This is a genomic window from Clavibacter sp. AC415, assembly GCF_979252985.1.
In genome coordinates this window covers 244,506-268,716 of sequence record NZ_CEEDAR010000014.1, presented here as the reverse complement: position 1 = coordinate 268,716, position 24,211 = coordinate 244,506, and the positions used below count along the sequence as shown (strand labels likewise).

Genomic DNA, 24,211 nt, shown 5'->3' with positions numbered 1-24,211 from the left:
CGCGGCGCCTGCTCTTCTCCGTCCCTCCCATCCGACGCCTCCCGAAGGAGCCCGCACCATGCACCGACCGCTCGCTGCCCTCGCCCTCGTCGGCACACTGCTCGTCGGGGGTGCCGCCGCAGCTGCTCCCGCCAGCGGCGCCGTCGACGACACGAGCACCGTCACGTACTACTCGCTGCCGTTCCGCGCCGATCTCGTGCGCGTCGAGGCGCTCACGGACCAGAACCAGACCTTCATCACCACGGCCACCTACGCGCAGTGGCAGGGGGACGGATTCCCGGCGCCGCGTCCCGCCGGGGTGTCGTACCACGGGTACTCCTGGTCCGCGGACGTGCTCGCGGACCTCCGGTTCGGAGACGATGACCGTCCCGAGGCGACGCGACTCACCTTCGCCGAGTGGCAGAGGGTCGGCTCTCCGCGACCCGTCACGAACTCCCTGCCGGAGTCCGGCTACGCGTTCCGATTCGGCTCCTCCCCGGAGGTGTTCGTGGACACGGATCTGCTCCTGCGCGACGGCGGGCCGTTGTCGACCACGCACAAGCTGACCTACGCCGAGTACGTCCGGCTCGGTTCCCCCGAGCTGACGGAGACCGTCGCGGACAACTACCCCTTCGCCGACATGTACATGCGGAAGCTTGCGTGGAGCCCGGCGATCGTGTGGGAGATCCCGGACAACGCGAGCGGCGACGTGCTGACGTACGACGAGTGGGCCGCCTTCGCGTTCCCGACGCCGCAGGTCGTGGCGTCGTTCCCCGGCGACCGCTACTGCCAGGCCGCCGGATCGTCCGACATCACCTACCGCGGATACGCGGCGCCGGACGGCATGAAGATGACCTACTCGCAGTGGGTCACCGCTGGCCGGCCGGCTCCCGCCCGCTGCTGATCATCCGCCACTGGACGGCGGAAGCGCCCCCTGCCTCACGAGGCAGGGGGCGCTTCGTCCATGCGGGGGCTACTTGGCCTTCTTCTCCGTGTCGCCGGAGAGCGCGGCGATGAACGCCTCCTGGGGGACCTCGACGCGGCCGACCATCTTCATGCGCTTCTTGCCCTCCTTCTGCTTCTCGAGGAGCTTGCGCTTGCGGGTGATGTCGCCGCCGTAGCACTTGGCGAGCACGTCCTTCCGCATGGCGCGGATGGACTCGCGGGCGATGATCCGCGCGCCGATGGCCGCCTGGATGGGCACCTCGAACTGCTGGCGCGGGATGAGCTCGCGGAGGCGACCCGTCATGAGCACCCCGTACGCGTACGCCTTGTCGCGGTGCACGATGGCGCTGAACGCGTCGACCTGCTCGCCCTGCAGCAGGATGTCGACCTTCACGAGGTCCGAGTCCTGCGAGCCGGCGGGCTCGTAGTCGAGCGACGCGTAGCCGGCCGTCTTGCTCTTCAGGTTGTCGAAGAAGTCGAAGACGATCTCGCCGAGCGGCATCGTGTATCGGATCTCCACCCGGTCCTCGCCGAGGTACTCCATGCCGAGCAGGATGCCGCGGCGCGACTGGCACAGCTCCATGATCGTGCCGACGTAGTCCTTCGGCGCGAGGATCGCGGCCTTCACGACGGGCTCCGAGACGCTGACGATCTTGCCGCCCGGGAACTCGCTCGGGTTGGTGACCGTGACCGTCCGCTTGTCCTCGCTGGTGACCTCGTAGATGACCGAGGGCGCCGTCGTGATGAGGTCGAGCCCGAACTCGCGGGAGAGGCGCTCGGTGATGATCTCGAGGTGCAGGAGGCCGAGGAAGCCGCAGCGGAAGCCGAACCCGAGGGCGACCGACGTCTCGGGCTCGTAGACGAGCGCGGCGTCCGACAGCTTGAGCTTGTCGAGGGCGTCGCGGAGGTCGGGGTAGTCGGACCCGTCGATGGGGTACAGGCCCGAGAACACCATCGGCAGCGGCTCGGTGTAGCCGGGCAGGGCCTCGGTGGCCGGGCGCGCCGCGGTGGTGACGGTGTCGCCGACCTTGGACTGGCGCACGTCCTTCACGCCCGTGATGAGGTACCCGACCTCGCCGACGCCGAGCCCGTCCGAGGGCGTGGGCTCCGGCGAGCTGACGCCGATCTCCAGGATCTCGTGCGCGGCGCGCGTCGACATCATCGAGATCTTCTCGCGCGGGCTGAGCTTGCCGTCGATCATGCGGACGTAGGTGACCACGCCGCGGTAGGCGTCGTAGACCGAGTCGAAGATCATGGCGCGGGCGGCGCCGTCAGGGTCGCCGACGGGTGCGGGGATGGTGCGGGAGACGCGGTCGAGGAGGTCCTCGACGCCGGCGCCCGTCTTGCCCGACACGCGGAGGACGTCGGCGGGGTCGCCGCCGATGAGCGACGCGAGCTCGGCCGCGTACTTGTCGGGGTCGGCCGCGGGGAGGTCGATCTTGTTGAGCACGGGGATGATCGTCAGGTCGTTCTCGAGCGCGAGGTAGAGGTTCGCGAGGGTCTGCGCCTCGATGCCCTGCGCGGCGTCGACCAGGAGGATCGCGCCCTCGCACGCGGCGAGGGACCGGGAGACCTCGTAGGAGAAGTCGACGTGGCCCGGGGTGTCGATCATGTTCAGCGCGTACGTCTGCCCGTCGAGCTCCCACGGCATGCGCACCGCCTGGCTCTTGATGGTGATGCCGCGCTCGCGCTCGATGTCCATGCGGTCGAGGTACTGGGCGCGCATGGAGCGCGAGTCGACGACGCCGGTCATCTGCAGCATGCGGTCGGCCAGCGTCGACTTGCCGTGGTCGATGTGGGCGATGATGCAGAAGTTGCGGATGGACGCGGGGTCGGTCGCGGCGGGCCGGAGGGCCTTCGTAGCTAGGGGGCTCACGCGTTCCTTACCGGGTCGAGCGGGTGGAGCGGAACCACGATCATCCCATGGCGCACGCGGCCGGGCCGCCCGGTCGGTGCGGCGGTGCCCGGCGGGTCGGCGGGCCATGCCCGCGGACCCGCCGGCCGCTCAGTCGCGAACGATGTCGGCGACGGCCTCGTCGAGGTGCGGCCAGCGGAACCGGTAGCCCGCGGCCGTCAGCGTCTCGGGGACGACCCAGCGGCTCTTGAGCACCAGCTCCGGCTCGGTGCGGACCTGTACGATTGGCACCATGACTCGTGTTGCCCTGTACGCCCGCCTCTCGAAGGCCTCTGAGACCTCCAACTCCATCGACACCCAGATGGACAACCTCCGCAAGCTGGCCGACAAGAACAGCTGGGACCGGGTGGGTGAGTTCATCGACTACGGGGTCAGCGGGTACAGCGGAGGGGTCCGTCCCCAGTTCCAAAAGCTCCTCCTCTCGGTCTCCCGAGGTGAGGTCGATGTCGTCATGGCGCGGGACTTCGACCGCCTGACGCAGGAACGAGAAGGACAAGATGTCCCTCTCCATCGCCTCGGTGAAGAACAACGTCAAGTGGCAGGTTGGGACCGGTGAGCTGACGGACCCGAGCACGGCCATGGGGGCGCTCACGGGCAACCTGTTGTCGAGCCTGGCCATCTTCGAGTCCGACTTGAAGCGGGAGCGCTTGCTGTCCCACTACGCCGACAAGAAGGCCAAGGGTGCCCTCCTCCCGGCACACCGCCCCTTCGGCTACAAAGCCGACAAGATGACCCTCCATCCGACCGAGGCTCCCGCAGCACAGGCCGCGTACCGGCGCATCGTGGAGGGAGGGTCCATCTACTCCATCGTCAAGGAGTGGAACACCGAGGGTCCCACCCGGCAGAAGCCGACCCGCGGGAAGCTGTGGACGACGCAGATCCTTCGTGCCTATCTACTACGCCCCGGCAATGCTGGCCTCATCCGCGACGGTGAGGGGTGGCTGGAGGGCGTCACAGCCATCTGGGAGCCACTGGTCCCCATCGAGACGTTCATGGCCGCACACGCCATCCTGACGGACCCAGTGCGCCGCGTGACCCCAGGTCCGAAGCAGCTCCCACATGCTGGGCAACATCGCCCTGTGTGGCGTCTGCCGCCGACCGCTGAGCAGTGCCGTCAAGAGTGTGACCGGGAAGCCCAACATCACCATCTTGAAGTGCCGGAACCCAGACCGCTCTCTGGGTGCACACGTCTCGGTGCCGGTCAGCATCCTGGACCCACTCGTGACCGATGCCGTGGTGAGCGCGCTCCTCTTCGGAGTGGATGCAGCTCCCGAGAACAAGGTGGACCTGGCACCCCTGGAGGCCACGCTGAGCGACGTGCGGGGACGGAAGCAGTCGATCCTGGCACTGGTCGCCAAGGGGCGTGTGACGGACGCTGAGGCCGACGCACACCTAGATGCCCTCCAGGTAGAGGAAGAGGCCGCACAGGCCGCTCTGACGGCCGCACGAGGTGAAGTAGCGGGTGCATCCCTGAGCGCACCCATCAAAGAATTCATGGCCAAGGGACGGCCGACCTTCGAGGAAGCAGCAGCGCACAAGCAGACCTTGTTGAAGCAGTTCGAGGAGCTGACGCTGACCGAGAAGAGGGAGCTGGTGAAGACCTTGTTGAAGGTCACGGTGAAGCGTGGACGCAGCAATGACCGCATTGTCATTGAACACCTTCGGGCCGTATCCCTAAACGAGAATGACCCCTCCAATCTGGTAGAATGAATGACGTACCAGCACCAGGCACAATGTCGCCATACATATCTCCAGGTGCTGGTACCTCAATCTTCATGAGTCTCCTTCGAGGGTCGCTCATGAACCAGCCCCCATGTTCATCCTGTTTCTTCTTTGTCGTTGGCAGGATGGCATGGGGGTTCTTCATGTCTCCTGATACAGTGGAGACAAGTCGAGCGTTCACAGTAGTCCGCTCGCATTGCCCCACCGGACTCGCTCAGGTACCACTCCAGGCCTGGGTTGAGGGTTCAGCCGGTGGGGCTTCTTCATGCTCAACACCCCCCTAACTCCTAGGTGGCATTCGAGTGTGATTTACCATGGGTGATACAGGACCGAACCCCCTGTTCATATATGGAGTGTCATGACTACTGAATCCTCTCTACTCTCTCTACTGGATGACCAGGATGAGGGGGGTCAGACTTACGTGTCTTCCCCCCCGTACACACTCCTCTGCTGGTGTGATGACTGTCTCCTCCTAGGTGAACAAGAGGGTCATACAGGTACTCCTACAGATGATGCTGTTCTTCCTGTACCTACCGAGAGACCCTTCATGGATGAATCGCTTCGAGCGTCCATGCTTCGACAGGGGAAGGTGGGTCTCACTCGGAGGGAAGGACGTAGACGAGCGCAGTTCAAGAAGCCCTCTGACCTCACCTTCCCAATTCCTTACAGGGACCAGCCTCAGACCGACTGGAGGAAGCAGCAGCTCTCCTTTGCTACTGGGATGAGTCACCGCCTGTTGAAGCACCTGGATGTCGTTCCTGATACAGACACTCAGCCGGGCCGTGACGAGCCTGGGATGGACCTCGTAGAGGCAATGACGCCCATCCTCTACGAAGCCGTCAGAGAGGCAGCAGGGGCCTACGTGGTGGCTTCCTTGCCTGACTCGGGACGCTGGCTTCGCGACTTCCACGGCAAGGCTGGAGGACGCACCAGATACAAGACCACCCCGGGTGTCATCACCGATGATGCGTTGTACGCCCTGTGCCAGATCGCATTCATTCACTCGTGGCAGACCTATGACCACGACTACCACAAGAAGCGCAGGACCTGGGGAGCCAAGGGTGGGTCCCTAGGTAAGCGCGGACCGACCTACACCCCGGACATGTTGGACGACATCCTCCACCTCACCAGGGACGAGCAGCGCGTACACCTGGGATGTTCCTTGTCCACCATCAAGAACCTCCGTCGAGAGCACGACCACTACCGAAAGGACGCATGATGCCTCACAAGTCCCTCTTCCAGTCCCTGGCCGCATCCGGCTTCAAGCTGATCGAGAAGCACGGTCCCATGAATACCGAGGCCCTGGCCAACACCATCAAGTGGGATGAGGATGCAGCGCACTGGGCAATGGTGAATGGTCATGATCCTGCCGACATTGACTTCCTCGCACCTCGGGTGGCTGAGTGGGTGGCAGAGCGCTACGACGAGCAGCACAAGGAAGCACCCGAGGTGAAGACCACGGAGCCCACGTACGACAAGGGGTTGGACGGCCTGATCCTTCCCTAGTTCGAGAAACAAGACACGGCCCGGTGGATACGCCCCGGGCCTTTGTTGTCTCTAGGTGTATTCCCAGGTTCAAACAAGAATTCACGGACACCGAGGCCGATTGTATTTAGTAGGGCAGGAAATGCCTTACAACGACAAGGAGCTTTACCGTGATCACACTTCAGTCCGCAATCACACCAGACACTCGCAACATCCTCATCGAGACAGCCAATGGCGTCATTCGTCAGGGAGTCGAGTATGACGAGTTCGAACTGGTAGTTGCTGGCATTGATCTGTTGAAGGCCCTCGGTGGTCGAGTAGATCCCACCGTGGTGGCATACCTCAACAACATCAATCTGGACCAGCTTGCCGACGACCTTCTTGTCATGGGAATTGCAACCTCCTCTAATACACTTCTACAGGGGGCAAAGATCATCAACACCCGTTTCAAGAAAGAAGGCAAGTAATGTCCATCGACATCAACATCCTCTCGGACCCGCAGCCGAAGAAGACCATCACCATCACGGTGGACGACAAGGCCACTCGCATCCTCACCGTGGATGGGAACCGAGTGACAGACGAGCACATCACCACACCAGGTACACACGCAGCAGAGGGCGTACGTCAGTTCACCTTGTGGCTCATGAAGAACAGCACCGAGCACAAGGGACGCAACTATGTCTGACGACTTGGACAACGAGCTGAAGGCGCTGGCATCCGACCGCATCTTCATTGCCAGCTATCCCGCTCCTGGCACACCAGACCGAGACCAGGACATTGCTCGCAGCAACGAGATGCGCACGCTCATGGAGCAGAACCTTCAAAGCGATGAGCACTACCTGTGGGGCAGCAAGGCAGCAGGGCAGACGCACGCCGATGCCTTCCTCTTCAGCATTCACCGTATGGGTCAAGGGCTCATGCGGTCCGAAGATGAGCAGACGAGGGAGCTGGGACACAAGCTCCTTCAGATCGAGATGGACGACTACCGATGACTGACAACCTCGGTGACGTACTCGCCTTCCCACCCAGGCAGCCCACCATCCAGACGTACCAGCAGGCCACCCGCTTCTTCGGGCTCGGGATCATCGAGGCAGGCCAGAAGGTGCAGGACCCGGACGTGGTGGCACTGGGCAACTCCATCGTGAACCTGGTGCCAGCCACACCATGACCAGCACATGGAGTGGGAGCAGCGTCAAGGTGTGGAGAGCCCGCCTTGCCGCCACGCTCCCGCAGCCATGCCCTCGCTGTCCACGCGACGTGATGCCGGGTGAGCCCTTCGATGTTGACCACGTGATCCCACAGTCAGAGGGAGGCAGGCACACCGCTGACAACCTGAGACCAGCTCACCGCAGATGCAACCGTGCACATGGTCAGTCCCTTGCACAGAACAAGATCAGAGCCAAGAAGAATCGCAACTCTGATCTGCCAGACCTTTGAAGAAGTTGAACGAGATGGAAAACCGAGAAGTTTTTAGAGATGGCGTAGCAACCCAAGCCCGCCTGCTCGTTTTTTCTCTCCCCGATGGAGCTATTGGACCCAAGAGGCTCCGAGAGTCTGGGATCCCGCCGCTTCACGCCAGCTCTTTCCAGGGTTCGGACGATCACTTCCACGAGTTCCTGGATGGGGCCCTGGCACTGGGCAGCAACACCGAGTTTCGCTCGCTGAAGTCCCAGCAGGGCGTAGTGGCTGACGTGTGCAACGCCACGGGAGATGACGGACTTCCGCTCTTCGAGACCATCGCCATCTGTATTCCCCGCCGCGCCACCAAGACCAGCAGCGTCTTTGCTGTCGCCCTGGGCCGCATGATGAACCGCCCGCACTACCGGGTGGGACTCGACCGCTCAGACGGGCGCCAAGGCCCGCACACGCTTCCTGGACGACATCGTGGAGCCGTTGCTGTCCGCGTACCCAGATGCATCCACGCGCCCCTTCACGGTCAACCGCTCGCAGGGTGGAGAGAAGATCACCTTCCGCAACGGGAGCCGCCTGGTGGTCCTGCCTCCCAAGGAGGACGCGGCACGAGGTGAGTCCTTCAACCTGTTCATCATTGACGAGGCTCAGGAGTTCGATGCCGAGGAGGCGCAGAAGCTGAAGGCCGGTATCGAGCCTGCCTTCGACACCAACCCGGACCACCAGCTCATCGTGCTCGGGACGGCCGGTGAGTACCGCGGTGGCCTCCTCTGGGACACGCTGGAGCTTGGACGCCAGGGTGAGGCGGGCATTGTCGAGTACGCCGTCCCTGACTCCCTGAGCGTCGAGGACTTCACGGACGATGAGGGTGAGAAGAGCTGGGAGAAGGCGGAGCCGCTGGTCTTGGCAGCACACCCAGGCATTGACCAGCCGGGACTCACACCGCTGAAGACCGTGCGCACTCGCTTCCTGGAGTGGCCGCTGGCCAACTGGCTCCGCGAGTACGCCGGGCTTTGGCCACGAGGTGTGGGTGACTCCATCCTCAACGTCGAGAAGTGGGCCTCAGGAGCCGTAGACGAGGCTCTGCCGACCTCTCTGCCCAAGGGTGCAGTGCTGGGCATCGCCGTCCATCCTGACCAGTCTGTGGCCTCCATCGCCGCAGCGTGGCGTGACGACGAGGGGAAGGCCGTCTTCCTCCTGGTGGACCACCGTCCCGGCATGGCATGGCTGACCACCAAGGTGTTGGACGTTGCACGCAAGTACCGAGTGCCCATCTCCCACGACATCACGGGATCCGTGACCACCGAGGTGGAGGTACTTCGACGCAGCACCCCCAAGCCTCGCTTGATTCCCCAGAAGTGGAACGACATCAAGCGCGGTCACGCGCAGCTCGTGAAGGATCTTGACAATGACAACGTGTCGCACTGGGATCAGGATGCATTCCGCAACGCGGTCACCATTGCCACCAAGAGAATCTACGGGGAGCGCGGTGGCTGGGCATTGGGACGTAAGGCTCCTGGGGATGACATCACACCAGTGGAGGCAGCAGCACTCGCCCTTGTTGCTTACGATTCCCGCCCAGTGAAGGTGCCATTCAAGGTGGTCGCATGAAGTCATTGTCATAGTATTTCCAGGAATGGGCACCTTATCGAGGAATAGGGTGCCCATTGCATTACCATTGACATATGGGTGTATTTACGGCTTTCGGCAATTGGTGGAATGGTGGCTCTGCCGCCTACACACCAACCGCCATGGTCTCCCCATGGACCACCACGCAGCTCAACCAGGTTGTTCTTGGTGACATCTTCGGCACGGACTACGTTGCACCCGTCACCAAGGCTGACGCGCTTTCCGTTCCCGCCGTATCCAAGGCCCGAGGGATTCTTCACTCCCTCATTGACGCTCGTCCCCTGGTCGCATTCAAGGGTGACACCCGCATTGTGAACCAGCCGACGTGGCTGTACCGCTCGGACAGTGGGATCCCCACCCAGTACCGCACGGCGCAGATCCTGGATGACCACATCTTCTATGACGCCAGCCTGTTGGCCGTCACGAGCCGTGGCGTGGATGGGTTCCCCACCGACGTGGACCACGTGCCCTATGACCGCTGGAGCCGCACCGTCACGGGTGACATCCAGATCGACAACCAGGACGTGAACCAGGACGACCTCATCTGGATCCCCTCCCCTTGGCAGGGACTCCTGAACGTAGGTGCATCCAAGATCCGCGAGAGCCGCAGCCTGGACCTGGCCGCGGCCTCCCGCGCACGGATGCCAGTGCCCGTCATGAACGTGCAACTGGACGGGGACACCAACCTCACCGAGGACGAGATGAGGGATCTTCACTCGACCATCGCCAAGGCTCGCCGTGACCCCGATGGCGCACTGATCATCACGCCCGCTGGAGCCACCCTCAACGTCTTCGGTGACCGTGCCACGGACTACTTCGAGTCCGGCCGCAACGCGGTGCGAATCGACTTCGCCAACTACTTCAATCTTCCCGCGTCGCTTCTTGACTCCGGCATCTCTTCCTCTTCGCTGGACTACTCCACGCAGGAGGGAAAGCGTAATGAGATTTTCGATTACGCCATCACGTACTGGACCAAGGAGATTACCTCCTGGCTGTCCCAGGACAAGGTGACTCCCCGCGGCACATCCATCCGCTTCGACTTCACCGACCTCATCAACACAACCCAGTCCGGCACCGGCCCGGCGACGGAGGACTAATGACTAACGAATTCCAGGCGGCAGGTGACTTCTCGGTTGACCCCGAGGCGCGCATTGTCCGCGGCCTTCTCCTTCCGTGGAATGAGGTGAGCCGCACCAGCGCATCCGCAACGCCTCCCATCGCCTTCCAGCGAGGGACCCTGACCGTTCCTCAGGACGTTTCTGTAATCAGCGCCAACCGCAACCACGACCGCTACGACACCGTAGGCCGTGCAACGAAGATCGAGGACACCGAGCAGGGACTTGTTGCCGAGTTCTCCATTGCTCGCAACCCCGAGGGTGACGAGTTCCTTGCTGAGTACAAGGCAGGCACGCTCCGCAAGCTGTCCGCCGAGATGAAGGACATCGTGCGCAGCGGCACCCAGGCTATTTCCGCTCGTCTCACGGGAGCTGGATTCGTACCTGAGGGTGCATTCCAGTCCGCAGCGCTCTTCGCACTGGGTGACGTGGAAGAGGAGCAGCCCTCGGAGGAGAACACCTCCGAGCCGAAGACCACCGTCGAGAAGCACGTAGAGGACTTCACCGACGAGAACGGTGTGCAGCACACCAAGACCACCACCGTGACAACCGTCATTGATGGAGACGTAACCACGATTACGACCAAGGAAGTAATCACAGAGCCGGAGGCCCCGGCAGAGGAGGAAGTTGTGGGAAACCCAGCTATCCCCGGCGCAATCGCTGGGGCTCAGAAGACCGAAGAGAAGAAGGACAAGAATGCCCTGTTCTCTCTGATTGCCAACGCGCACCAGACCGGTGACACCACCGCTCTCATGGCGCTTCAGGACGTGAAGATCAGTGGCACGAATGCCCTGGGTACCAACGTCGTGCAGCCCGAGTGGCTGGGAGAGGTGTGGTCGGGACGCCAGTTCCAGCGCAAGGTCATCCCGCTCCTGAACACCACGGCACTCACGAGCCTGTCCGCCAAGGGCTTCCGCTTCGTGAACAAGCCCACGGTCTCCGAGTGGGCCGGTAACAAGGCCGACATCGCGTCGAGCAACGCGACGACCGAGGAAGTCACCTACGGCATCACGCGCTACGCAGCCGGTTGGGACATCGCCCGCGAGTTCTTCGACTTCAACGAGACGGCCGTCATCGACAGCTTCCTTCGTCTGGCAGCCGACGACTACGCCAAGAAGTCCGACAGCAAGGTCCTTGCTGACCTCATCGCCGCATCCACCAAGGGTGCCGTGGGATCCGTTCCCGCAGGCGTCGCACCGGCCATGGCCAAGATCATCCGAGGTGCGCTCCGCGTGCAGCTCGCTGACGCTCTTCCCGCCTACGCACTCGTTGCGTCCGACGTGTACGAGGAGCTGGCCTTCACCAAGATGGACGACCGCCTGGCCTTCCTCTCCATGGCTCTGAACCTGGAGGAGGGATCCCTGGAGACCTTCCGCGTGGTGCCTCACACGGGCCTCGCAGCAGGCTCCGTGCTCGTTGGTGCCAAGGAGGCGGCAACCGTTGCCGAGCTCCCCGGTGCACCCATCCGCGTGAACGCGCTGGACATCGCCCGCGGTGGTGTGGACGAGGCCCTGTTCGGCTACGTGCAGACCCGCGTGGAGTACCCCACGGGCCTTCAGCTCGTCACCAACAACGCCTGACCCGCGTCACTAACTCCCCGGGGCGGGGACGTATCGGTCACATGATCCCCCGCCCCGGGGAACCAACACTTAGGAGTCCATCGTGGCAACAGTCACACAGGGTGAAGAGAACCTCACCAGCTCGCCGCTGACACGCACGTACGCGGTGGCTCTCACGGCAGCGGACGCCAACAAGCTCGCGCTGACCATCGACCTCCGCGACTACTCGCGCATCGAGTTCCAGTACGTCGGCACCATCCCCGCGGGATCCATCGGCTTCACGGGTGGCCTGAAGGCGGACGCCCTCGTGGTCAACAACATGCGCGTGATCCGCTACGCCAACATGGCGGCTGGGAACGTGGTGGACAGCGCTGACATCTTCGGCGCAGGACGCCAGCTCCCTTCGTCCTCCATCCCCGCCTTCGTCGGCATCGTGCCGTCGTCCACCTGGACCGGCGTCGGGACCCTCCACATCCGCGTGAGCCGCTGACATGAGCGACGCATGGGCAGACGAGGAGGTGCCCTTGGAGATTCCTTCCTACGTTGTCGGGGACATCCCCTCTGCCCCGCTCGTCTTCGAGCTGGAGACGGAGGAGGACTTCACCGGGTACACACCCTCGGTGGCACTGGACAACCCAGGGCTGACGACATTCGAGCTGGGCACCGCGACCCTCACCGGGAACATCGTGAGCGCTCAGTGGCCGGTCTACGCAGTGGGGCCGGCTGGCATCTGGACTGTCATCGTGACCCTCACCAAGGGTCCCCGACGCCGCACGCTGGTGGGTCCTCAGCTCGTCATCGAGGAGGCGCGCAACGGCTGGCACACGCTGGCCACCGCACGCCGTGATTGGACGGACGCAGGGCAGCTCTCTGACGTGCAGCTCTTCACTCACCTGGATGCGGCCCGCCGCGCCATCGTGACGTACGCCCACACCACGGACACAGCCAAGCCCACGACGGACGCCTACCGCCTCGCGCAGCTCCTCCAGGCACGCAGCACTTGGAACGTCTCCAAGTCCAACACGGGCTCCGAGGTGGCAGGCGAGTTCGGTTCCATCTACATCCGCCCGCTGGACTCGACGGTGCGCGCGCTGATCCGTCCCAAGCCCGGGAAGCCGGTGATCGTATGAGCGCGCTACAGATGCGGCGCAAGCTCGCTAAGGAGTTGGGGACCCGACTCCCCAAGGGGAAGTTCGTCATCTACGCGGATGGCGCTGACCGGGACGACATCGGGAAGCCGACGATCCTCATGCAGCGTGCGCGCATCGAGCCGCACCCAGCAGCGCCACGGTCCCACCGGTTGAACCGATTCGTCATGTTCGTCATCTCTGACAAGACGACGGACGCCGAGGACTACCTGGACAACCTGGCAGACCAGGTGATCGACGCTCTTGCGGACATCCCGGGAGCCGACTTCGAATACGCAGACCGCAAGGTCTACGGCAATTCCTACCCCACCTACGAAATCAGTGTTGTCCTCCCGGACGACCGCCAGAACAAGGAGAACTAATCATGGCTGTAATCGCCGTATCCCCGCTATTCCTGAAGGACACTGTCATCGACATCGCTGGCAGCGACTACGCCGCGGCTGTGTCCTCGGTGGCCTTCACGCCCACCTCCACCTCGGTGACGTTCACCGGCCTGAAGAAGGATGCCGTCTTCACTGACGTGGGAGCCACGACCTGGACGTGCGCCCTGACCTTTGCCCAGGATTGGGACACCGCCACCAGCCTTTCCCGCTACCTCTTCACCAACGCGGGCAAGACGGTCACCATGACCTTCCGCCCCCGCACCGGTACCGGCCCGACCTTCACGGCGAACATCGTGATCGTTCCCGGTGCCATCGGTGGAGCAGTCGGAGCAGCCACGGTCTCGACCGTGACCCTGGGTGTGTCCGGCACGCCCACGCTCGTTCCCGCAGCCTGACCCATCCAGCGAGAGGACGACCGCTCATGATCAGCATTCAGGGATCTGACGAGCTGAAGGCGGTCGTCCTCGCGCTGAAGGGAATGGACGGCACGCTCCGCAAGAGGATCTACGCGGAGACGCGTTCCAAGATCGTGCCCGAGTGGACCGAGGCCCTGGCCTCCAGAGCCAACACAAGCCTGGAGAACAGGGTCTTGCTGACTGGTGCGCGGGTGCAGCTCTCCCCCGAGCGCGTCACCCTCATCGCAGGTAGGGGCAACAAGAAGTTGTCCGGTGGGGCGACCATCTCCCAGCTCACCGCAGCCGTGGAGTTCGGTGCCGAGACCCGCAAGCAGACCGTCACGGGACGCAGCAGGAACGGCAAGTCCTACACGTACAAGCGCACCGTGAACACGCAGTTCAAGAATCGCCGCCGCCAGGGATATGTGGCCTACCACGTGGCCGCACAGATGGCACCACGGTTCGCAGCGCTCTGGGTGCAGACAGCAGTCAAGACGATGTATGACGCATTCGAAGGAAAGAGCTAAACATGGCTAACGGAATCAACATCAACATCCTCTCGGATGTTGGCGACTTCGTTCGTGGAGCAAAGCAGGCGGGGCAGTCTGTCGATGACTTCGCGGACGCCATTGACGATCTTCAGGATGCTGGGAAGGACGCCGGACGGAAGACCGGCAAGGCCCTGGAGGACGGCATCAAGGACGGCACTAAGGATGCCGAGAAGGATGTCGAGAAGCTAGAGACCAAGTTCAAGGACGTTGCCGACGCGTCCAAGAAGGCCGGGAAGGACTCGGGCGACGGACTGAAGGATGGCGTCAAGCGCGGCACGGACGGCGGCAAGGAGTCGCTGGATGAGTTCAAGTCCGAGGCGAACAGCACCGCCAAGGAGTCGGCCGCATCCTTCGACGGATCCGCCGAGTCCATCGTGGACAGCTTCCAGGAGATTGCCGCCAACGCCTTCGCGGGCTTCGGTCCCGCAGGTGCCATCGCTGGTCTTGCCGCAGCCGTGGGAATCGGTCTCGTCTCCTCTGCCATCACTGGTGCACAGGAGGACAGCGAGGCCTTCAAGGAGGATGTCTCCGCTCTTGCCGAAGCCTTCATCGACGCAGGTGGTCGAGGGGAGGCAGCCTTCGCAGCGGTCGCTTCCAAGCTGAAGGAGATGGCTCTAGAGACTGACGACGGGAAGACATCCCTAGAGGACATTGCCGACGCCGCAGACGGGTCGGGACGCAGCTTCAAGGATCTTGCGAAGGTGGTCGCGGGTGCCGGTGGGGACATCACCGAGATGCTGAAGGACGCCCGTCGTGAGCAGATCGAGCTGACGACCGCGACCAAGGACTACGCCAACACCGACGTGGGCATGGCCGAGAAGGCGGACGCCACCGGGGACTACGTGAAGTACCTGGAGGACGCAGCCGAGAAGGCTGACCAGGCCAAGGAGGCGGAGGCCAACTGGTTGCGCTCCGGGGGTCCCGAGCTGGAGCTTCGTGCCTCCATGGTGGAGACGTACCAGGACGCGCTTGACGACACCCTGGGCAGCTTCGGTGACTTCCAGGATGCGGAGTCCGGGGCGCTGGATCCCAGTGGCTACATCGCCGCCATGCAGGCGCGCAACGATGCGACCGCCAACTTCAACGGGAACGTGCAGCAGCTCGCTGACCAGTACGGCCTGAGCTACGACGAGATTCAGCGCATCACGGATCAGGGAATCGACTTCGCTCCCATGCTTCAGTCCCTCATCGACAACGGTCTTGGGGATGAATTCGTCAACCAGATCCGCACAGGTGTGGACGGTGGCCAGCGAATCATCAACGGGGCTGACCTGAATGGCACGGTGAAGGTCGATGCCGACGTAGACCCCGCAGCCAAGAAGGCAGACGCCGAGGCCAAGAAGAAGCGCGACGGTGAAATCAAGGTTGACGCGGACACCAAGCCCGCAGCGCAGAAGATTCAGGCCGTAGCCGATAAGAACTACAGGGCCACCATTGACGTTGTGGGATCGGGACTAAAGAACATTGAAGACCGAGTTGACGCATTGACCAGAAACAAGACCGTGAACATCACGGTGAACCAGGTAGCCGGAAGGACTGTACCCGTACCATGACTCTCCGCCTATACCCAGACGCCGAGACCGCGAGCATTCGAATTGACTCCAACTCCGGTTACTTCGCCACGTACTCGTTCACGCGTGAAGACCGCAATGGGATTCACCCTGTTCGCCTGAAGCCGTACGACACGCCATCCCAGGGCATCAGTATTCGAGATTACGAAGCAGCACTCACGGGTGTGGTGAAGTACCGCCTGAAGACAGCCTTCAATGACTGGACCGCTGAGACGGCGCTGGACGGCTCGCTGAGCGTGCATGTGACCAACGATGTCCTGACCAACGTTGTGCGCCCTGAGGCCCGCTTCACACCCCGCCTGACCCTGGATCACGGGTACTCTCGCCCGCGACGCAGCACCTTCCATGAGGTCATCGGGCGACCCGCTCCGCTCGTGGTCCGTGGCCCTCTAGGATCCCGCACGGGCACCTTGGAGTTCCTTGCTCTGGATGCTGACGGTGCCACCAAGGCGGAGCTGTTGGCCGAGCTTGCGGGTCCCTTCCTCATGCGCTTCGCAGACGGTGCGAGCAGCGACATCTACTTGGAGCCGACCGACCTGGACGTGTCCTTCGATGAGGGCCGTTGGCGCGTGCGCCTGACCTACGTCGAGGTGAGCTTCCCGACCGAGTACCTACGTGGTGGGACCGGCTACACCTACGCGCAGATGAACAAGCGTCACGGGACCTACGCCGACGTGAAGGCCAGCTACGCCACCTACCGAGACCTGAAGGTGTCCCAGTGAGCGCGCACGTGGGGACGTACCGGGCAGCCGGGAAGGCCCTGGAGGTAGAGTCCTGCCGCCTGAAGTTCGATGAGGGCAACGCCCCTCACGTCACCTTTGACGCGACCGTCAAGGTCCCTTCGACGCAGGCGGAGCTGGATGCACTCGACCCCCGTCGTGGTGTCCGCGCTCAGGTCACCATGGGCATCGACAAGCCCCAGCTCTCCGTGGACTTGGTGCTCGACTCCCGCGACGTGGACCGTCCTGCCAACACCATGAAGCTCACGGCTCAGTCCGACGAGCGCCTTCTCATGGACCAGGGCATCGGGCTCAACTACCTCCGCTTCGACCAGGGAGCCGAGGCCAACGCGTCCATCTTCAAGATCCTCCGCGTCGCGCTCCCTGGAGTGAAGACCCGAGACAACGGTGTGCGCGGTTGGTTCGTGTCCGACGATGAGCCCTTCGAGGTGAAGGAAGGCGATGATGCCTTCGCCGCCATCCTCGACATTGCCGACCGTGCTGGGGATCGCTGGATCTACAACGACGGTGAGCGCTGGCAGCTTGCCCTCCGCCCCGAGCTGGCCGACAAGCCGAAGGCCCACTTCACCATCGGTGAGAACGGGACGATCACGGAGGCCCGCACGAACCTCTCCCGAGCCGACTGGTACAACTCCGTGCTGGTCACCCACAAGTGGACGTATGAGGTTCCCGCAGGGGACAAGACCGAGCGTCGGGAGGGTGCCGCCAGCGGGCGCGTGTCCCTCATGTCCGGCCCGTACGGGGTGCCCGAGGCAGGGCGCAAGACCCTACGCGTGGAGCGCAACTACGCCGGGGACCAGAACACCGCCACAGAGGCCGCCAGGAGCCTCCTGAAGCGCTCCCTGAGCCGAGGCCGCAGCGTCACCTTCAACGCGGTTTCCAATTACTCCATCCGCCCCGGGGACACCATCACCATCCAACTTCCTCTCGGACCAGTGGAGACCCACCTGGTGACCAGCGTCGAGTTCTCGATGCCTGAGGGACTAATGACCATCGAGACGCGCGTCCCATTGAACGCCGTCGTTACGAACGGAGCTTGAACATGGCCGCAACGAACAACCGTGGGTACCCATTCCCCATCGACGAGGACGAGTCCGACGTACCTCTTGACCTGAAGGCACTTGCCACCGCGGTGGACACCGACGTGAACGCCATCGTGGAGGACACCGGCTGGATGGACTTCGCCATTCGTCCGCCGTACGTGACTGACGCTTACGGTGCCCGCTACCGCCGCAAGGCTGGAGTCGTCTACTACCAGTTCGTCCTTCGCCCGCAGCTCAACAACGGCGATGACACGTTCACCAACATTCCCGAGGGATTCCGTCCGAAGTACCTCTTCACGACCATTTCCATCTCTTCGGGTCAGTACCGAGAAATCATCATCCGCCCCAATGGTGACTTCGTAATCACGGGAACCAACGGCATGGCAGCGACCGCCGCGTCCGGTTCGTTCCCCATCAACTAAGGATCAAGTAATGCCACTTCCAACAGGGGTCAAGCTCGTCACACTCACGGCTGGTCCGTACACCGACCACGCAGGCAATGCTCTTCGTGGTTCCATCACCTTCCAGCCCTCCGTCCGCACGCTGGTCTGGGAGGCCACAGGCGTGCCTCTCATGCGCGCTCCCATCAAGGTGGACCTGGACCGCGGATCCGCCTCCGTGCAGCTTCCAGCGACCGACCAGACCGGCTTCCGAGCAGGCAACTCCCCCGTCGTGGATTGGGTCTATGACGTGACCGTGGACCTGGTGGACGCGGACGAGCCCTTCCCGCTCCGCATCGCACTCCCCAGGCCAACGCCACGGTGGACCTGGACCTTCTCCAGCCCTTCCTAGGCGAGACGGACAAGCCCATCTACACGCCCTCGGTCTGGTCCGTGAACGGGAAGACCGGCGCCGTCGTGCTCGACATCCCGAAGGCCATGCGCCTGGATCCCCGCGACTTCGGAGCCAAGGGTGACGGGACGACCGACGACACCGCAGCTCTTCAGGCGTGCATCGACCAGGCCATGACGGTCTCCGGCAGCAGCATCGAGATTCACGCCGGGACCTTCCTGGTGTCCTCCATCGGCATTGACTACTCGCTTGCCAAGTGGCCGGTGCAGGCCTCCAGTGGTGCGCCCTACGGCTACGCAGCGCCGAGCATCATCGGGCAGGGCATCAAGAAGACGATCCTGAAGCAGAAGGCTGGAGCCACCGGTGACCTGTTCGTGGTGTCCGGCAAGATCGGCACCCAGGCGGGACCGGCGAACAACAACAAGGTGACCGGTGCCGAGCTGGCCGACCTGGAGCTTCTTGGAAACAAGACCGGTGGTCACGGTCTCCGCATCCGCTCCCTGGTGAACAGCTCCTTCAAGAACCTCTGGGTCTCGGACGCTGGCAAGAGCGGCATCTACTTCGAGCGCGAGACGTTTGTGTCCGCCCAGAACGACGAGTACAGCTACTCCAACACCTTCACCAACATCAAGGTCAAGGGCAGCGTCGAGTGGGGCATTGCGTGCTCCGGCACCGCATCCATCGGCGGGACCTTCTATGACGTGGAGGCCATCAACAACACCCTGGGTGGATGGCTCGTGGCTCCCACCAACATGGCGCTTCACGGGTGCCAGGCCATCGGCAACGGCAAGAACCTCATGGCGGGGCGTGGCCTCCTGGCCGTCCGCAACACCAACTCGACCAGCGTCAACAGCACGCTGATCCTGGATGGCTTCCGCTCCGAGGGCAACGGTCAGCCGGGTGGCTTCGAGATTGAGATTGCCGCGGGCATTGGGTACGAAATCAGCGCCCCCGCCTTCTACGCCACCACGGGTGCATCCTGCCTGGGCATCGGGCTCCGCGGCCTGGGTGGAGACGGCTACGTGCAGGCGCTCACGGTCACGGGTGGGTACTACGGCATCACGACCAACACCTTCCCCGACCAGAAGGCCATCGTGCTGGGATCCGACGCACGAGACACCGTGGTGAAGGGAGGCCGCTACAACTTCCAGGGCGCGCTCAACACCGTGGAGTCCGTGGTCACCGACAACGGCTTCCGTACGTCCATCGAGCACCCGAGCATGGTGCGCTTCGGAGCCAACGGTGTGCTGTCCCTCATGCGCTCGCTCACGACCGCACCCGGTTCCCGAGGTGGGGAGGCTCAGCTCTTCCAGCGTGTGAACGCCAACGGCAAGACGGAACTTTGCGTGAAGATGCCGACCGGCGTCCCGCTGGTCATCGCCACTGAGGCCTAGTCAGACCAGAGCCGCGCCCGGAGTGCCAATACTCAGCCTCCGGGTGCGGAACAGCCACATGCCGACCTCCAGCATCCACCGGCTGGCGGCGAGGCCGACCGGCATGCGGACGGCGCCGCGGAGCACCCGCATCAGCCGCCGGTTCGTGACGGGCTCGGGGCCGGAGGCGTTGACCGGGCCCTCGAGCGACGGCGTGTCGCGGACGAAGCGGATGATGCCCACCAGGTCGTCGATGTGCAGCCAGCTGAAGACCTGCCGGCCGTGGGTCGGCTGGTAGCGGTGATGGGCGCCCGCGCGGATGCGGGACGGGCGCCCGGGGAACCGCCCGTCGAGCTGCGGGCCGCCGAGGCCGAAGCGGGCGAGGCCGAGCAGCGGCTGGAGGGCGCCGTCACGGCCGAGGACGATCGCGATGCGCAGCGCCACCCGGCGGGTCGAGGGCAGGTCGGGCGCGAACAGGGCCCGCTCCACGCACGCCCGACCGACGGCGAGAAGTCGTCGCCGAGCTCCCCGTCGACTCCGTCTGCGGGTGGTCGGTCGCGTGCCGGTAGACCGTCGCGGTCGAGGCGTTGATCCAGACCGGCACGGGCCGCGCGCTGTCGGCCACGGCGCGCGCGAGCTCCGCCGTGGTCTCGACGCGCGAGCGCAGGATCTCGCGGCGGTTCGCGACGCCGTAGCGGCAGTTCACGCTCTTGCCGGCGAGGTTGACGAGGAGGTCGGCGCCGTCGACGAGGCGGCGGATGCCCTCCGCGTCGCCCCAGCGCGCGTCCGCGCCCGAGCGCCCGACCGTGCGGACGCGGTACCCCTCGGCCTCGAGCTCGCGGACGAGCACCTGGCCGATGAACCCCGAGGCGCCCGTGACGACCGCCGTGCGCCGGAGCGCCCCGTCGTCGCTCATGCGCCGAAGCGCGTGCGGCGCTCGACCGTGGTGCCCGTGCCGTCTACCCACGTGTAGACCGTGTCGCCGCCGATGATGACGTGCTCCGCGCGCGACTGCACGTCGAGCGGGTCGCCGGACCAGATCACGACGTCGGCGTCGAGACCGGGGGTCAGCGCGCCGACGCGGTGGTCGAGGCGGAGGATCGCGGCGGGGTTCGCGGTGATCGCGCGGATCGCGATGTCCGCGGGCAGGCCGTCCTTCACGGCGAACGACGCCTGGTGCACCAGGAAGTCGATCGGCACGACGGGCGCGTCCGTGGTGATGGCGACCAGGACGCCCGCGCGGTGCAGCGCCGCGAGGTTCGCGACGGCGCGGTCGCGCAGCTCCACCTTGGAGCGCGACGTGATCATCGGGCCGAAGATCACGGGGATGCCGCGCTCGGCGAGCACGTCCGCGATCTTGTCGCCCTCGGTGCCGTGGTTGACCACCAGGCGGTAGCCGAACTCGTCGGCGAGGCGGATGGCGGTCGCGATGTCGTCGTGGCGGTGCGTGTGCTGGTCCCAGGCGAGCTCGCCGTCGAGGACGCGCACGAGCGTCTCCTTGCCGAGGTCGCGGGAGAAGGGCTTCCCCTCCGCGGCGGCGTGGTCGCGCGCGGCCCGGTAGTCCTCCGCGTCGCGGAACGCGCGGCGGATGACCATGGCGACGCCCAGGCGCGTGGACGGGGTGCGGTCCTTCGCGCCGTAGACGCGCTTCGGGTTCTCGCCGAGGGCGCTCTTCACGCTGACCGAGTCGCTGACGAGCTGCTCGTCGATCGTGCGGCCGCCCCACGACTTGATTGCGACCGACTGACCGCCGATCGGGTTGCCGGAACCGGGCTTCACCACGATGGTCGTGACGCCGCCCTTCAGCGCGTCGCGGAAGCCCTCGTCGTCGATGTCGATGGCGTCGATGGCGCGCACGGACGACATGTCGGGGTCGGTCATCTCGTTGGTGTCGTTGCCGGCGGGGCCGTTGGCCTCCTCGTGGATGCCGACGTGCCCGTGCGCCTCCACGAAGCCGGGGAGGACCCAGCGTCCGGTCGCGTCGATGACCGTCGCGCCCTCCGGCACGTCGAGGCCGCGGCCGACCGCGGCGACGAGGCCGTCGCGGAGGAGGACGGTGCCGCCGGGGATCGGCGCGCCGTCGACGGGCACGACGTGCCCGCCGACGATGGCGGTGACGGAGGAGGCGGAGGCGCGGACGGGGACGGGGTGATCTGCGGAGAGGGCCATGCTCCGAGCCTAGGACGAGGGCGGCGGGCTACGGCGCCGGCGTGACCGGCTGCGCGGTGGCGGGGTCGGCGGGCGCGGGCAGGCGGCGCAGGCCCTCGAGGAGCACCTCGCGGTCGGCGGCGACGCAGACGCGGATCCAGCCCTCGCCGGACCGCCCGAAGGCGCTGCCCGGGGCGACCGCGACCCGGTCGCGCAGCAGGAGCCGTTCCGCCCAGCCCGCCACGTCCCCGTCTGAGTCGTGGCTCACGTCGATCCAGAGGTAGAACGCGCCGGTCGGCCGCAGGTGCCGGATCCCCCGCGCCTCCAGGAGCGCCGTCGCCGCGTCGAGGTTCTCCCGGTAGTGCGCGAGAGCCGCCGCCACGTGCGACTGGTCGCCCGTCACGGCCGCGACCGCCGCCCACTGGGCCGGCGCGCTGACGCAGCTGATGGTCGCCTCCTGCACCGTGCGCATCACCCGCGTCATGCCCGTCGGCACGACCAGGTAGCCCACGCGCACGCCCGTCATGGCGTAGGTCTTCGAGAGCGAGAACGCGGTGAGGACGCGCTGCTCCCCCGGCTCCTGCAGGCTCGCCACGCTCACGTGCTCCACGTCGTGCACGAAGCACTCGTAGACCTCGTCGCTGATCACCCAGAGGTCGTGCCGGCGGGCGAAGGCCAGGAGCTCGCGGAGCGTCTCCCGGGGGCAGACGGCGCCGAGCGGGTTGGACGGGGAGTTGACCACCAGCACCCGGGTGCGGTCCGTCACGAGCCGCTCGAGCTCGGCGATGTCGGGGAGGAACCCGCGCTCGGGCAGCAGCGGGTAGGTGACGGGCTCGGCCTGCAGCATCCGCGCGCCCATGGAGAAGGTGGTGTAGCCCGGATCCGGGACGAGCGCCTCGTCGCCGGCGCCGAGGGTGAGGGTCATCGCCTGGTAGAGGGCCTGCGTCGCGCCGACCGTGACCCACACCTGCTCGGTCTGCACGTCGAGCCCGTTCGCGCGGCGCAGCTTCTCGACGAGCGCCGCCCGCAGCTCGGGGATGCCGGCGTTCGCCGTGTAGTCGGTGCGGTCCTCCGCCCAGGCGCGTCGGGCCGCCTCGCGGATGTGCGGCGCGACCGGCACGTCGGGCTCGCCGACGCCGAGCGCGATGACGTCGTCGACCTCGAACGACAGCTCGAGGATGCGGCGGATGCCCGACTCGGGCACGGCGGGGATGTGGGACGCGAGACGGGGCACGGGTCGAGGGTAGGCCCGCCGGCGGCGGACCGGGATGCCGTCCGCCCTCTCCGGCCGATCTCCCCGTGCGGCCTCCCCCGTCGGACCCGCCGCGGCGCGTCGGTAGGCTCGCCGCATGGGCATCCCCGACTTCATCGTCTCCCTCCGCGAGCGGATCGGCACGGCGCCCCTCTGGCTGTCGGGCGTCACCGCGGTGATCCTCGACGGGCCGCGCGTCCTCCTCGTCCGTCGCGGCGACACCGGCGCTTGGGCGCCCGTCTCGGGGATCCTGGAGCCCGGCGAGGAGCCCGCCGTCGGCGCGTGGCGCGAGGCGGAGGAGGAGACCGGCGTGGACGTGGTGGTCGAGCGGCTGGTGTCGGTCCGGACCACGGGCGAGGTCACCTACCCGAACGGGGACCGCGCGAGCTACCTCGACCTCACCTTCCGCTGCCGCTACGCCTCCGGCGAGGCGCGCGTCAACGACGACGAGTCCTCCGAGGTCGCGTGGTGGCCGGTGGACGCCCTCCCGGACATGCCCGCCGACTACCGGCAGCGGATCCGTGACGCCCTCGACGACGAGCCGGAGACCCGCATCGTGCGGCCCGGCGACCGGACGCCGCCCCCGGTCCGCGACGCGCGGGACACCGCGGCCTGAATTCCCGGCCGCGACCTGGTATCGTCGCCTGTTGGCTTGCGTGTGATCCTCCCCGATCACGCGGTATCGCCGCAGGCGCCCTCTCTCGCTGAGCGGCAACTCACACGACGAAAACTCGAACGGAAGACATAACACGTGGCAAACATCAAGTCGCAGATCAAGCGCATCGGCACCAACAAGAAGGCCCAGGAGCGCAACAAGGCCGTCAAGAGCGAGCTGAAGACGGCCATCCGCTCCGTCAAGACGGCCATCACCGCCGGCGACAAGGACGCGGCCGTCAAGGCCGTCAGCCTCGCGGGCAAGAAGCTCGACAAGGCCGCCAGCAAGGGCGTCATCCACAAGAACCAGGCCGCGAACCGCAAGGGCGCGATCGCCAAGCAGGTCGCCAAGATCGGCTGATCTCCCCTGGACGACACGAAGGGCCCCGCGCATCGCGCGGG

Annotated in this window: 32 protein-coding genes and 1 pseudogene; 27 read left to right on the top strand and 6 right to left on the bottom strand. The window is 65.2% G+C overall.

Annotated elements, in window-relative coordinates; genetic code table 11:
• Positions 1–58 precede the first annotated feature (58 nt).
• Positions 59–883 (top strand): hypothetical protein, encoded by an 825-nt coding sequence (locus tag ACZ411_RS06120; RefSeq protein ID WP_104236785.1) that lies wholly within the window; start codon positions 59–61, stop codon positions 881–883.
• 69 nt (positions 884–952) lie between these two features.
• On the opposite strand, the gene lepA is transcribed toward ACZ411_RS06120, so the two are convergent.
• Both lepA and ACZ411_RS06110 read right to left on the bottom strand, forming a co-directional pair.
• The gene (gene lepA, locus ACZ411_RS06115) at positions 953–2,800 is read right to left on the bottom strand and encodes a translation elongation factor 4 (RefSeq protein ID WP_464169229.1); all 1,848 of its coding nucleotides are present in this window, start codon (positions 2,798–2,800) and stop codon (positions 953–955) included.
• 129 nt (positions 2,801–2,929) lie between these two features.
• Positions 2,930–3,073: a DUF1731 domain-containing protein gene (locus ACZ411_RS06110; RefSeq protein WP_464169227.1), complete on the bottom strand. Its 144-nt coding sequence runs from the start codon at positions 3,071–3,073 to the stop codon at positions 2,930–2,932.
• Here ACZ411_RS06110 and ACZ411_RS06105 point away from each other — a divergent pair.
• The 24 genes and pseudogenes from ACZ411_RS06105 (at position 3,072) to ACZ411_RS05990 (ending at position 19,776) form a co-directional block, all read left to right on the top strand.
• Positions 3,072–3,395: a recombinase family protein gene (locus ACZ411_RS06105; RefSeq protein ID WP_464169225.1), complete on the top strand. Its 324-nt coding sequence runs from the start codon at positions 3,072–3,074 to the stop codon at positions 3,393–3,395. The two genes, ACZ411_RS06110 and ACZ411_RS06105, sit on opposite strands and share 2 nt — an antisense overlap.
• Positions 3,337–3,843 (top strand): annotated as a pseudogene (locus ACZ411_RS06100) (recombinase family protein); the annotation flags it as partial. The gene ACZ411_RS06105 and the pseudogene ACZ411_RS06100, both read left to right, overlap by 59 nt.
• A 55-nt stretch (positions 3,844–3,898) precedes the next feature.
• Positions 3,899–4,549 (top strand): hypothetical protein, encoded by a 651-nt coding sequence (locus ACZ411_RS06095; RefSeq protein ID WP_464169290.1) that lies wholly within the window; start codon positions 3,899–3,901, stop codon positions 4,547–4,549.
• A gap of 559 nt (positions 4,550–5,108) precedes the next feature.
• Positions 5,109–5,780 (top strand): hypothetical protein, encoded by a 672-nt coding sequence (locus ACZ411_RS06090; protein ID WP_464169223.1) that lies wholly within the window; start codon positions 5,109–5,111, stop codon positions 5,778–5,780.
• A complete protein-coding gene (locus ACZ411_RS06085) occupies positions 5,780–6,067 on the top strand; it encodes a hypothetical protein (RefSeq protein ID WP_464169221.1) in 288 nt (95 codons plus the stop codon). The genes ACZ411_RS06090 and ACZ411_RS06085 overlap by 1 nt, the downstream gene beginning before the upstream one ends.
• Before the next feature lie 149 nt (positions 6,068–6,216).
• Complete coding sequence (locus ACZ411_RS06080) at positions 6,217–6,513, top strand: hypothetical protein (RefSeq protein WP_464169219.1); 297 nt, start codon at positions 6,217–6,219, stop codon at positions 6,511–6,513.
• On the top strand, positions 6,513–6,731 hold the full coding sequence (locus ACZ411_RS06075) for a hypothetical protein (protein ID WP_464169217.1): 219 nt from the start codon (positions 6,513–6,515) through the stop codon (positions 6,729–6,731). The genes ACZ411_RS06080 and ACZ411_RS06075 overlap by 1 nt, the downstream gene beginning before the upstream one ends.
• Before the next feature lie 4 nt (positions 6,732–6,735).
• Positions 6,736–7,038, top strand: coding sequence for a hypothetical protein (locus tag ACZ411_RS06070; protein ID WP_464169215.1), 303 nt, complete (start codon positions 6,736–6,738; stop codon positions 7,036–7,038).
• The gene (locus ACZ411_RS06065; protein ID WP_464169213.1) at positions 7,035–7,214 is read left to right on the top strand and encodes a hypothetical protein; all 180 of its coding nucleotides are present in this window, start codon (positions 7,035–7,037) and stop codon (positions 7,212–7,214) included. Before ACZ411_RS06070 ends, ACZ411_RS06065 begins: the two co-directional genes overlap by 4 nt.
• Positions 7,211–7,483: an HNH endonuclease gene (locus ACZ411_RS06060; protein ID WP_464169211.1), complete on the top strand. Its 273-nt coding sequence runs from the start codon at positions 7,211–7,213 to the stop codon at positions 7,481–7,483. The genes ACZ411_RS06065 and ACZ411_RS06060 overlap by 4 nt, the downstream gene beginning before the upstream one ends.
• A gap of 447 nt (positions 7,484–7,930) precedes the next feature.
• Positions 7,931–9,067 (top strand): hypothetical protein, encoded by a 1,137-nt coding sequence (locus tag ACZ411_RS06055; protein WP_464169209.1) that lies wholly within the window; start codon positions 7,931–7,933, stop codon positions 9,065–9,067.
• A gap of 74 nt (positions 9,068–9,141) precedes the next feature.
• On the top strand, positions 9,142–10,182 hold the full coding sequence (locus ACZ411_RS06050) for a hypothetical protein (protein WP_464169208.1): 1,041 nt from the start codon (positions 9,142–9,144) through the stop codon (positions 10,180–10,182).
• Positions 10,182–11,780, top strand: a complete 1,599-nt coding sequence (locus tag ACZ411_RS06045) for a phage major capsid protein (RefSeq protein WP_464169206.1) — start codon at positions 10,182–10,184, stop codon at positions 11,778–11,780. Before ACZ411_RS06050 ends, ACZ411_RS06045 begins: the two co-directional genes overlap by 1 nt.
• A gap of 82 nt (positions 11,781–11,862) precedes the next feature.
• Positions 11,863–12,249, top strand: coding sequence for a hypothetical protein (locus ACZ411_RS06040; protein ID WP_464169204.1), 387 nt, complete (start codon positions 11,863–11,865; stop codon positions 12,247–12,249).
• A 1-nt stretch (position 12,250) separates the two neighbouring features.
• On the top strand, positions 12,251–12,889 hold the full coding sequence (locus ACZ411_RS06035) for a hypothetical protein (protein WP_464169202.1): 639 nt from the start codon (positions 12,251–12,253) through the stop codon (positions 12,887–12,889).
• Between the two features lie 11 nt (positions 12,890–12,900).
• Entirely contained in the window at positions 12,901–13,269 is a 369-nt protein-coding gene (locus ACZ411_RS06030; RefSeq protein ID WP_464169200.1) for a hypothetical protein, read from the top strand.
• Positions 13,270–13,271: 2 nt separating this feature from the next.
• Positions 13,272–13,685, top strand: a complete 414-nt coding sequence (locus ACZ411_RS06025; protein WP_464169198.1) for a hypothetical protein — start codon at positions 13,272–13,274, stop codon at positions 13,683–13,685.
• Between the two features lie 26 nt (positions 13,686–13,711).
• Positions 13,712–14,212 (top strand): hypothetical protein, encoded by a 501-nt coding sequence (locus tag ACZ411_RS06020; protein ID WP_464169196.1) that lies wholly within the window; start codon positions 13,712–13,714, stop codon positions 14,210–14,212.
• A gap of 2 nt (positions 14,213–14,214) precedes the next feature.
• Positions 14,215–15,789, top strand: a complete 1,575-nt coding sequence (locus ACZ411_RS06015) for a hypothetical protein (protein ID WP_464169194.1) — start codon at positions 14,215–14,217, stop codon at positions 15,787–15,789.
• On the top strand, positions 15,786–16,529 hold the full coding sequence (locus ACZ411_RS06010; protein ID WP_464169192.1) for a hypothetical protein: 744 nt from the start codon (positions 15,786–15,788) through the stop codon (positions 16,527–16,529). Before ACZ411_RS06015 ends, ACZ411_RS06010 begins: the two co-directional genes overlap by 4 nt.
• Entirely contained in the window at positions 16,526–17,587 is a 1,062-nt protein-coding gene (locus tag ACZ411_RS06005; RefSeq protein WP_464169190.1) for a hypothetical protein, read from the top strand. Before ACZ411_RS06010 ends, ACZ411_RS06005 begins: the two co-directional genes overlap by 4 nt.
• A gap of 2 nt (positions 17,588–17,589) precedes the next feature.
• Complete coding sequence (locus ACZ411_RS06000; RefSeq protein WP_464169188.1) at positions 17,590–18,012, top strand: hypothetical protein; 423 nt, start codon at positions 17,590–17,592, stop codon at positions 18,010–18,012.
• 10 nt (positions 18,013–18,022) lie between these two features.
• The gene (locus ACZ411_RS05995; RefSeq protein WP_464169186.1) at positions 18,023–18,382 is read left to right on the top strand and encodes a hypothetical protein; all 360 of its coding nucleotides are present in this window, start codon (positions 18,023–18,025) and stop codon (positions 18,380–18,382) included.
• A 41-nt stretch (positions 18,383–18,423) separates the two neighbouring features.
• Positions 18,424–19,776 carry a glycosyl hydrolase family 28-related protein gene (locus ACZ411_RS05990; protein ID WP_464169184.1) on the top strand — a complete coding sequence of 451 codons (1,353 nt, stop codon included), beginning with the start codon at positions 18,424–18,426 and terminating at the stop codon, positions 19,774–19,776.
• Here ACZ411_RS05990 and ACZ411_RS05985 read toward each other — a convergent pair whose 3' ends face one another.
• Genes ACZ411_RS05985 through ACZ411_RS05970 form a run of 4 tightly spaced genes read right to left on the bottom strand, consistent with a single transcriptional unit; the run spans position 19,777 to position 23,137 of the window.
• Positions 19,777–20,199, bottom strand: coding sequence for a hypothetical protein (locus ACZ411_RS05985; RefSeq protein WP_464169182.1), 423 nt, complete (start codon positions 20,197–20,199; stop codon positions 19,777–19,779).
• A complete protein-coding gene (locus ACZ411_RS05980) occupies positions 20,165–20,671 on the bottom strand; it encodes an NAD-dependent epimerase/dehydratase family protein (RefSeq protein ID WP_464169180.1) in 507 nt (168 codons plus the stop codon). Before ACZ411_RS05980 ends, ACZ411_RS05985 begins: the two co-directional genes overlap by 35 nt.
• Positions 20,668–21,924 carry an amidohydrolase gene (locus ACZ411_RS05975; protein ID WP_464169178.1) on the bottom strand — a complete coding sequence of 419 codons (1,257 nt, stop codon included), beginning with the start codon at positions 21,922–21,924 and terminating at the stop codon, positions 20,668–20,670. Before ACZ411_RS05975 ends, ACZ411_RS05980 begins: the two co-directional genes overlap by 4 nt.
• Positions 21,925–21,952: 28 nt before the next feature.
• On the bottom strand, positions 21,953–23,137 hold the full coding sequence (locus ACZ411_RS05970) for a pyridoxal phosphate-dependent aminotransferase (RefSeq protein ID WP_464169176.1): 1,185 nt from the start codon (positions 23,135–23,137) through the stop codon (positions 21,953–21,955).
• A gap of 115 nt (positions 23,138–23,252) precedes the next feature.
• Between ACZ411_RS05970 and ACZ411_RS05965 the strand changes: the two genes are divergently transcribed.
• Positions 23,253–23,771, top strand: coding sequence for an NUDIX hydrolase (locus ACZ411_RS05965; RefSeq protein WP_094115762.1), 519 nt, complete (start codon positions 23,253–23,255; stop codon positions 23,769–23,771).
• A gap of 135 nt (positions 23,772–23,906) precedes the next feature.
• On the top strand, positions 23,907–24,170 hold the full coding sequence (gene rpsT, locus ACZ411_RS05960; protein ID WP_012038238.1) for a 30S ribosomal protein S20: 264 nt from the start codon (positions 23,907–23,909) through the stop codon (positions 24,168–24,170).
• The last annotated feature ends 41 nt before the right edge of the window (positions 24,171–24,211 follow it).

Coding starts and splice junctions, on each gene's coding strand:
- ACZ411_RS06120 (WP_104236785.1), top strand. CDS start 59: ATGCACCGACCGCTCGCTGCCCTCGCCCTCGTCGGCACACTGCTCGTC.
- ACZ411_RS06105 (WP_464169225.1), top strand. CDS start 3,072: ATGACTCGTGTTGCCCTGTACGCCCGCCTCTCGAAGGCCTCTGAGACC.
- ACZ411_RS06110 (WP_464169227.1), bottom strand. CDS start 3,073: ATGGTGCCAATCGTACAGGTCCGCACCGAGCCGGAGCTGGTGCTCAAG.
- ACZ411_RS06095 (WP_464169290.1), top strand. CDS start 3,899: ATGCTGGGCAACATCGCCCTGTGTGGCGTCTGCCGCCGACCGCTGAGC.
- ACZ411_RS06090 (WP_464169223.1), top strand. CDS start 5,109: ATGGATGAATCGCTTCGAGCGTCCATGCTTCGACAGGGGAAGGTGGGT.
- ACZ411_RS06085 (WP_464169221.1), top strand. CDS start 5,780: ATGCCTCACAAGTCCCTCTTCCAGTCCCTGGCCGCATCCGGCTTCAAG.
- ACZ411_RS06075 (WP_464169217.1), top strand. CDS start 6,513: ATGTCCATCGACATCAACATCCTCTCGGACCCGCAGCCGAAGAAGACC.
- ACZ411_RS06065 (WP_464169213.1), top strand. CDS start 7,035: ATGACTGACAACCTCGGTGACGTACTCGCCTTCCCACCCAGGCAGCCC.
- ACZ411_RS06060 (WP_464169211.1), top strand. CDS start 7,211: ATGACCAGCACATGGAGTGGGAGCAGCGTCAAGGTGTGGAGAGCCCGC.
- ACZ411_RS06050 (WP_464169208.1), top strand. CDS start 9,142: ATGGGTGTATTTACGGCTTTCGGCAATTGGTGGAATGGTGGCTCTGCC.
- ACZ411_RS06045 (WP_464169206.1), top strand. CDS start 10,182: ATGACTAACGAATTCCAGGCGGCAGGTGACTTCTCGGTTGACCCCGAG.
- ACZ411_RS06035 (WP_464169202.1), top strand. CDS start 12,251: ATGAGCGACGCATGGGCAGACGAGGAGGTGCCCTTGGAGATTCCTTCC.
- ACZ411_RS06030 (WP_464169200.1), top strand. CDS start 12,901: ATGCGGCGCAAGCTCGCTAAGGAGTTGGGGACCCGACTCCCCAAGGGG.
- ACZ411_RS06025 (WP_464169198.1), top strand. CDS start 13,272: ATGGCTGTAATCGCCGTATCCCCGCTATTCCTGAAGGACACTGTCATC.
- ACZ411_RS06020 (WP_464169196.1), top strand. CDS start 13,712: ATGATCAGCATTCAGGGATCTGACGAGCTGAAGGCGGTCGTCCTCGCG.
- ACZ411_RS06015 (WP_464169194.1), top strand. CDS start 14,215: ATGGCTAACGGAATCAACATCAACATCCTCTCGGATGTTGGCGACTTC.
- ACZ411_RS06010 (WP_464169192.1), top strand. CDS start 15,786: ATGACTCTCCGCCTATACCCAGACGCCGAGACCGCGAGCATTCGAATT.
- ACZ411_RS06000 (WP_464169188.1), top strand. CDS start 17,590: ATGGCCGCAACGAACAACCGTGGGTACCCATTCCCCATCGACGAGGAC.
- ACZ411_RS05995 (WP_464169186.1), top strand. CDS start 18,023: ATGCCACTTCCAACAGGGGTCAAGCTCGTCACACTCACGGCTGGTCCG.
- ACZ411_RS05980 (WP_464169180.1), bottom strand. CDS start 20,671: ATGAGCGACGACGGGGCGCTCCGGCGCACGGCGGTCGTCACGGGCGCC.
- ACZ411_RS05975 (WP_464169178.1), bottom strand. CDS start 21,924: ATGGCCCTCTCCGCAGATCACCCCGTCCCCGTCCGCGCCTCCGCCTCC.
- ACZ411_RS05965 (WP_094115762.1), top strand. CDS start 23,253: ATGGGCATCCCCGACTTCATCGTCTCCCTCCGCGAGCGGATCGGCACG.